Source organism: Halorubrum sp. SD683, from assembly GCF_002135045.1.
Taxonomy (GTDB): domain Archaea; phylum Halobacteriota; class Halobacteria; order Halobacteriales; family Haloferacaceae; genus Halorubrum; species Halorubrum ezzemoulense.
This window is the reverse complement of the sequence record NZ_NEWJ01000107.1, coordinates 1-6,051: the sequence shown is the minus strand read 5'-3', so window position 1 is coordinate 6,051 and position 6,051 is coordinate 1. Positions and strand designations below refer to the sequence as shown.

Below are 6,051 nucleotides of genomic sequence, written 5' to 3'. Positions count from 1 at the left end.
GCCGCGACGCCACGCGGGCGACCGGAACGCCGGCCACGTCCGGCCCGTCGCCGAGTTCGACGGCCGGCTCCGCTTCCGCCTCCTCGTCTTCGTCCGCATCGGTGTCGCTCATGCCCCGCGGTTCCGCTCGGGCGACACTAATGGTTTCGATGCCGCTCGGGCCGCGCGGGGACGGTCCGCGCGTTCGGTCCGCCGGGTGAAATACACCGAAATAATTCGGTGATACTGTTATGTTATCCGGCCGTAATTTCTGGTTGGGGCAATAGCACACGACTCCCGGATCTGCGATTCGACACTCGCAGCGCCTGTCGCTGCGCTTTTCCGACGCGTTCATCCTGACGACGAGGTGTTCCGCCGCCGGCAGCCGGGACACCCTCGCCCGTCACTCCCAGCCGCGGTCGGTCCGGTTCAACCGCTCGCAGCCGTCCTCGCTGACGACCACGAGGTCCTCGATCCGGCAGCCGAACCGTCCGTCGAGATAGATCCCGGGCTCGACGGAACACACCATTCCCGGCTCCAACTGGCGGTCGTTTCCGGCGACGAGATACGGCTCCTCGTGGACGTCCAAGCCCACACCGTGGCCCGTCCGGTGGACGAACGCGTCGCCGTACCCGGCCGCCTCGATCACGTCCCGTGCGGCGCGGTCGACGGCGGACGCGGGGACGCCGGGCGCGACCGCCTCGACCGCGGCCGCCTGCGCCTCGCGCACGACCTCGTGGACCTCGGCGTACGCCTCGTCTGGCTCCTCGCCGAAGAGGAGGGTCCGCGTCTGGTCGGACGGGTAGCCGTCGACGCGCGTCCCGAAGTCGAGGACGACCGGCTCGCCCGCGCGTATCTCCCGGTCGCCGTGGCCGTGGTGGGGTTTCGCGCCGTTCTTGCCCGCCGCGACGACCGTCTCGAAGCTGACGCCGCGGCCCCCGCGCTCGGCGAGTCGGTCCGCGATCCACTCGGCGAGCGCGGCCTCCGTCATGCCCACCGCGTCCGGGCCCAGTTCCCGGAGGTCGCCGACGACCGCGTCCGCGACCCCCGCGGCCTTCCGCAGCGCCGCCACCTCGGCCTCGTCCTTCCGGACCCGGAGGTCGGCGAGCGCCTCGCTCGCGAGCCCCCACGTCGCGTCGGGGGCCGCCGCCCGGAGGTCCTGCGAGAACCGCGCCCACATGGTGTCGTCGACGAGGAGCCGCCCGGCGTCGAGCCCCCGGTCCGCGAGCAGCTCGCGCGTCGCCGCGACCGGGTCCTCGCCGTCGGCCCACGTGCGGACCTCACTGACGGTCGTCGCCTCGCGGACCTGCGTCTCGTACAGCGCCGGCACGAGCAGCGCCGGCTCCGGGTCGGCGGCGCCCGCCGCCGGCACGACGAGGAAGAAGTGTCGCTCGCCCGGCTCCTCGGCGAAGCCGGTGAGGTATTCGAGGTTGCGGCTCGGGAACGCGACCAGTCCGGCCGCGTCGACCGCGTCCAACCGGCGCGCGGTCCGCCCGCGTCGTCGCTCGTGCGGGCGGGTCGACCTCTCCGCTCCCGCCCCGCCCGCGTGTGCGTCGTCGGTCACGCGCCGACGTTCGGACTCGGTATATAAGTAGGGTGGCGTTGACGGGGCAGCAAGCGGCGCATAACTACTGGTGAGTGGTTGTTACGTAATACCATGTCGACCGAGAACGCGGCGACGTTCGACTGCCCCGAGTGCGACGTGAGCGCGCCCTCGACGTCGGTCCCGTACGACTCGCTCGGCTACGTCGTCTGCCCGGTGTGCGGCTACGCGGCCACGCCGGAGCGGTCGTCGAGCGCGGACCGCTCGCCGAGCGCGGGCGACTGACTCGCGGGGACACAGGCCTCGAAGTCGGGAGGCACCCGCGCGACCGCCTCGGAACCGCACCGCTTTAGCCCCGGGGCGCGTCGGGTCCGATATGGGCTGGTCGCTGGAGCGCGACGACGGCACGGTCACCGAGTGGGAGCGATCGGACGGGTACGCGACCGTCAGGCTCCGGGAACGAACCGACGGGGAGTTCGTCGTCCGCCTCGACGTGATGGAGCAGGCGGCCGACGACTCCGCCTACGAGCGGGAGCGGTTCGACGACCGCGATGCCGCCGAGGAGCGCGCGGTGGCGTGGCGCGACGCCCGCGACCTCGACGACTGACGCTGGCCGCTCCGACAACCGAGCGCGGTTCGCCTGCTCTCCAACTTACTCGATGTCGACTTCCTCGTCGAGAAACACCTGACACTCGACGGTCCGGCCTTCGGGGTCCTCGGCGAAACACTGGTAGATGTCGTACGTCTCGTTCTCACGCGGCGGCGTCACGACCGCGTCGCCGAGCCGCTCGCTCGCGGCGTCGACCGCGTCACGGTCCGGGTAGACGAACGTGAGGATGCCGCAGTCGTCGACCTCGTCGCGCTCGCAGAACCCGAACAGGAAGCCGCCGAACGCCAGGATCGTACAGTCGGGCTGTTCGACCCGCACCGTCGCGCCCAGTCGCTCGCGGTAGAACTCGACGACCGCCTCGCGCCGCTCCGTCGCGTGGAAGACGATTCCGGTCACGTCGGCCCGCTCGCGCGGCGAGCACTTTATCGCTCCGGGTGGGTCGGCGCGTCGAACCCGCCCCGGACGAGTGGCTTCGCGACGTGTCGGCGCGCGCTCGGCGGGACCTCGTACCAGCCGGCCTCGAGGTCGCGCTCGATCGGCTCCGCGACCTTCCCCGGCGCCTCAGTCCCGCAGTCGCGGCACCGGTACCCCTGATCGCTCCCGGCCGACGACATCGAGCGACCGCAGTCCGGGCAGGTCGGCACCGCGGGCGCGGTCCGGACGAGGTCGCGGACGGCGAACTTCTCCAGCTTCAGGGTGCTCGCCGGCTCGTCCGCGTTGTCCCGGACCTCGTGCTCGCCGCAGAGCGTGACCCGGTCGCCGGGGCGGAGCGCCCGGACGCGGTCGCGGAACCGGCCCGTCGGGGCGAACGCGACGGCGCGGAGGCGGTCGGCGTCGGTCTCACCGTCCGACCCCACTCCGGCGGCGTCGCTCGCGACGTCGACGTGGACGTGGCCACCCCGCTTCGTCTCCGGCGCGCTCGCCACCGCGCCGGCGACCCGATAGCCCGCGCCGTCGCGGAGGTCGCCGATCCGGCTGGGTGCGAGGTGGGCGTCGGTGCCCTGGTTCGTCAGGAACGTCGCGGCCCGCTCGGTCGGCTCGCCGTCGACGGCGGCCGCCACCGCTCGACACGCGGCCGCGTCGTCCCCCCGGATCCCGTAGAGGATCGGGCCGGGCGCGTTCGGCACGCAGACGGTCTTCCCCGTGCCGCGGTCGACCGTGTCCCACACCGCCGGATACCCCTCGTCGGCGGCGGCGAAGACGCTCTCGGCGTCGACCTCGCGGGGCGTCCCGCAGCGGTCGAGTTCGCGGTAGGTGATGCGCTCGAACGTCCAGTCGTCGAACGCGGCCGGCGCGCCGACCGCGGCGAGCGCGCCGATCCGCCCCCGGCCAGCGACCGCGTCCGATTCGCCCGCGCCGCCCGCCGACCCGACCGCGACGTGTCGGAACCCGTGTTCGTCGGCCAGCCCGACGGCCTCGGCGACCGAGAGCCGCTCGCGGAGCGCGCGCCGCGCGAACGCGGCCACCGCGCCGGGGATCGGCGTTCCGGTCGGATCGAAGGGGTCGCCGGCGACGTCGAGGTCCGCGACCACTACGCCGGGCGAGGTACGCGGGTCCGCGGCCGCGGCGAACGCTTCGACCGCCTCCGCCGCGACCGACGCGGCCGACTCCGCGTCCGTCCCGGTGACGTGGAGCGCGACCGCGGCGTTCCCGCGTGTCTTGTGTTTCACGGCCGGATTGAGGCGGACGAGCAGCCGGCGCCGGACCCGAGCCCCGGCGTCAGCGAGGCGCTCCGCGATCCGCGTCGCCACGTAGGTCGTACACATCCCGCGCTCGCGGGAGTCGGTGTCGTCGACGGCGACGATCGGCATGTCGCGACGTTCGCGTCGCCGAGGCAAGCCCCTTTCGAGGCCGGTCGAGGCTGCTCCGGGCCGGCTGAGGCGATCCAGCGACCGCTCGGGTATATAACCGTTTCCCGCCGCGGGAGGAAGAAATCGCCCGCGGGCGGTGGGTTCGCCGGCGAACGGGCGACACAACGCATATATACGGCGAGACGCTTGTTCCGGCTATGTCCCGGACTGCGCTCATCGGGAACGTCACCGCGATGCTGGAGGACGCAGGGTTCCTCGTCAGCGACCGGTGTGCGGTCCGGCCCAAGAGCTTCGACGTGGCGGCCCGCCGTAACGAGGACCTCCTCCTCGTGAAGATCCTCGGCAACGTCGACGCGCTCGACGCGGAGACCGGCGCGGAGATGCGCCGGCTCGGCGAGTACCTCAGGGGGACGCCGATGGTGATCGGGATCCGGACCCGCGACGAGGAACTGAAGCCCGGCGTCGTCTACTTCCGACACGGCGTCCCGGTGATCAACCCGGACACCGCCTACGACCTCTTCGTCGAGGGGATGCCGCCGCTCATCTACGCCGCCCCGGGCGGGCTGTACGTCAGCCTCGACGGCGACCTCCTCGCCGACGAGCGCGAGGAGCGCGGCTGGTCGCTCGGCCGGCTCGCGAACGAGCTGGGCGTCTCCCGGCGCACCGTCTCGAAGTACGAGGACGGGATGAACGCCTCCATCGAGGTGGCGATCCAGCTGGAGGAGCTGTTCGACCAGCCGTTCTCCAGCCCGGTCGACGTGCTCGACGGCGCGGACGAGGTCCGCGACTCGGAGCCGACGCCGTCGGCCCCCGAGGCCGACCCGGACGACGAGCACGTCCTCCACGTGCTGACGAGCGCCGGGTTCACGGTCCACCCGACCGCCCGCGCCCCGTTCAAGGCCGTCTCCGAGGACGAGGACAGCCCCGAGACGCGCGTGCTCACCGGCCACTCCGCGTTCACGGCCGCGGCCGAGAAGCGCGCCCGGATCATGTCCTCCATCGGCGAGGTCGCCCGGACCCGATCGGTGTACTTCACCGAGGAGAAGGAGAAGCGCGAATCGGTCGACGGCACCGCCTTGGTCTCCTGCGAGGAACTCGCCGACGTCACCGACCCCGAGCAGATCCGCGAGCTGATCCGCGACCGGGCCCGCGCTCCCTCGGAGGCCTGACGAGCCGCCGCGCTCCGCTCAGCGACCGAGTAGCCGACTGAAAAATCCGCCGTCGCCCTCTTCCTCCTCCTCGTCAGCGGACGACGTGTCGGCGTCGTCTGTCGCCTCTCTGCCGGCGTCGCCGTCCGGCTCCTCCTCGTCCGATAGCACGGTGTTCATCGTCCCGGTGTCGTCGTCGCGGAACGGGATGCTCCCCGCGAGTTCATCGTCGATGTCGTCCGCCGCCGGGTCGGCGCTCGTGGTCCCCTCGCCGTCCGCCTCTCCGCGCTCGGTGGCCGCCTCGCGTGCCGTCTCGTCCGCGTCGGGAATCGCGTCCGGCTCCTCCTCCGTCTCGGCCTCGGGGCCGGTGGCCTCGAGCTCGGCGGCCGCCCTCCCTCCGGCCATGGACTCGTCACCGGCGTCGGTTCCGCCGGCCTCGTCGTCGCTCGCCGCATCGCCGACGGCCTCGCGAGTCGGCTCGTCGTTCTCGACGGGCTCTTTCGGGTCGCCGCGGGCGTCGCGTGTTTCCCCGTCGGTATCGTCGCCCACGTCTCCGTCCGCGCCGTCGTCACCGCCTTCCTCCGTATCGTCGCCCACGTCTCCCTCCGCGTCGTCGCTCACCTTTTCGTCCGCGTCGCCGTCCGGCGGTTCACTCTCGCTCGCGACGATGATGTCGTCGCCGTCGCCCGGCTCGGCCACGCCGCTCGCGTCGGGGTCCGCGACGATGATGTCTTCGTCCGACTCGGGATCCGTGCCCTCGTCTTGGTCCGCCTCGGCCTCGGCGGCCGCGTCCTCATCCGTTTCCCCGGCAGCGTCCCGCTCGCTCACCTCGCTCGGGCCGCCGTCGTCCGCGTCGTCCGCCGCCGGTCCGTCGTCGACGATCACGGCGTCGTCGTCCGTCGCGGTCGGCTCGCCGTCGCCCTCCGGGTCGTCCGCCCCGGCCCCGCTCGCCGCGTCGGC

At 72.8% G+C, this 6,051-nt stretch carries 6 protein-coding genes and 1 pseudogene; 3 read left to right on the top strand and 4 right to left on the bottom strand.

The genetic code is table 11. The annotated features are described in order from the left end of the window. Positions 1 to 382 precede the first annotated feature (382 nt). On the bottom strand, positions 383 to 1,543 hold the full coding sequence (locus tag B9G49_RS15375) for an aminopeptidase P family protein (RefSeq protein ID WP_086216953.1): 1,161 nt from the start codon (positions 1,541 to 1,543) through the stop codon (positions 383 to 385). Between the two features lie 93 nt (positions 1,544 to 1,636). On the opposite strand from B9G49_RS15375, the gene B9G49_RS16865 reads away from it, so the two are divergent. Together B9G49_RS16865 and B9G49_RS15370 are read left to right on the top strand one after the other, a co-directional pair. Then, positions 1,637 to 1,807, top strand: a complete 171-nt coding sequence (locus B9G49_RS16865; protein WP_167373102.1) for a hypothetical protein — start codon at positions 1,637 to 1,639, stop codon at positions 1,805 to 1,807. A 91-nt stretch (positions 1,808 to 1,898) separates the two neighbouring features. Continuing rightward, positions 1,899 to 2,129, top strand: a complete 231-nt coding sequence (locus B9G49_RS15370) for a hypothetical protein (protein WP_049931774.1) — start codon at positions 1,899 to 1,901, stop codon at positions 2,127 to 2,129. A gap of 45 nt (positions 2,130 to 2,174) precedes the next feature. Here B9G49_RS15370 and B9G49_RS15365 read toward each other — a convergent pair whose 3' ends face one another. Together B9G49_RS15365 and B9G49_RS15360 are read right to left on the bottom strand one after the other, a co-directional pair. Beyond that, a complete protein-coding gene (locus B9G49_RS15365) occupies positions 2,175 to 2,528 on the bottom strand; it encodes a VOC family protein (RefSeq protein ID WP_049931776.1) in 354 nt (117 codons plus the stop codon). A gap of 26 nt (positions 2,529 to 2,554) precedes the next feature. Continuing rightward, positions 2,555 to 3,943, bottom strand: coding sequence for a tRNA(Ile)(2)-agmatinylcytidine synthase (locus tag B9G49_RS15360; RefSeq protein WP_086216952.1), 1,389 nt, complete (start codon positions 3,941 to 3,943; stop codon positions 2,555 to 2,557). 197 nt (positions 3,944 to 4,140) lie between these two features. Between B9G49_RS15360 and B9G49_RS15355 the strand changes: the two genes are divergently transcribed. Further along, complete coding sequence (locus tag B9G49_RS15355; protein ID WP_086216951.1) at positions 4,141 to 5,112, top strand: transcriptional regulator; 972 nt, start codon at positions 4,141 to 4,143, stop codon at positions 5,110 to 5,112. A gap of 18 nt (positions 5,113 to 5,130) precedes the next feature. On the opposite strand, the pseudogene B9G49_RS15350 reads toward B9G49_RS15355, so the two are convergent. Next, positions 5,131 to 6,051: pseudogene (locus B9G49_RS15350) on the bottom strand (cobyrinic acid ac-diamide synthase); the annotation flags it as partial.

Excerpts from the sequence above, each read along its gene's own strand:
- B9G49_RS16865 (WP_167373102.1), top strand. The coding sequence starts at position 1,637 with ATGTCGACCGAGAACGCGGCGACGTTCGACTGCCCCGAGTGCGACGTG.
- B9G49_RS15370 (WP_049931774.1), top strand. The coding sequence starts at position 1,899 with ATGGGCTGGTCGCTGGAGCGCGACGACGGCACGGTCACCGAGTGGGAG.
- B9G49_RS15360 (WP_086216952.1), bottom strand. The coding sequence starts at position 3,943 with ATGCCGATCGTCGCCGTCGACGACACCGACTCCCGCGAGCGCGGGATG.
- B9G49_RS15355 (WP_086216951.1), top strand. The coding sequence starts at position 4,141 with ATGTCCCGGACTGCGCTCATCGGGAACGTCACCGCGATGCTGGAGGAC.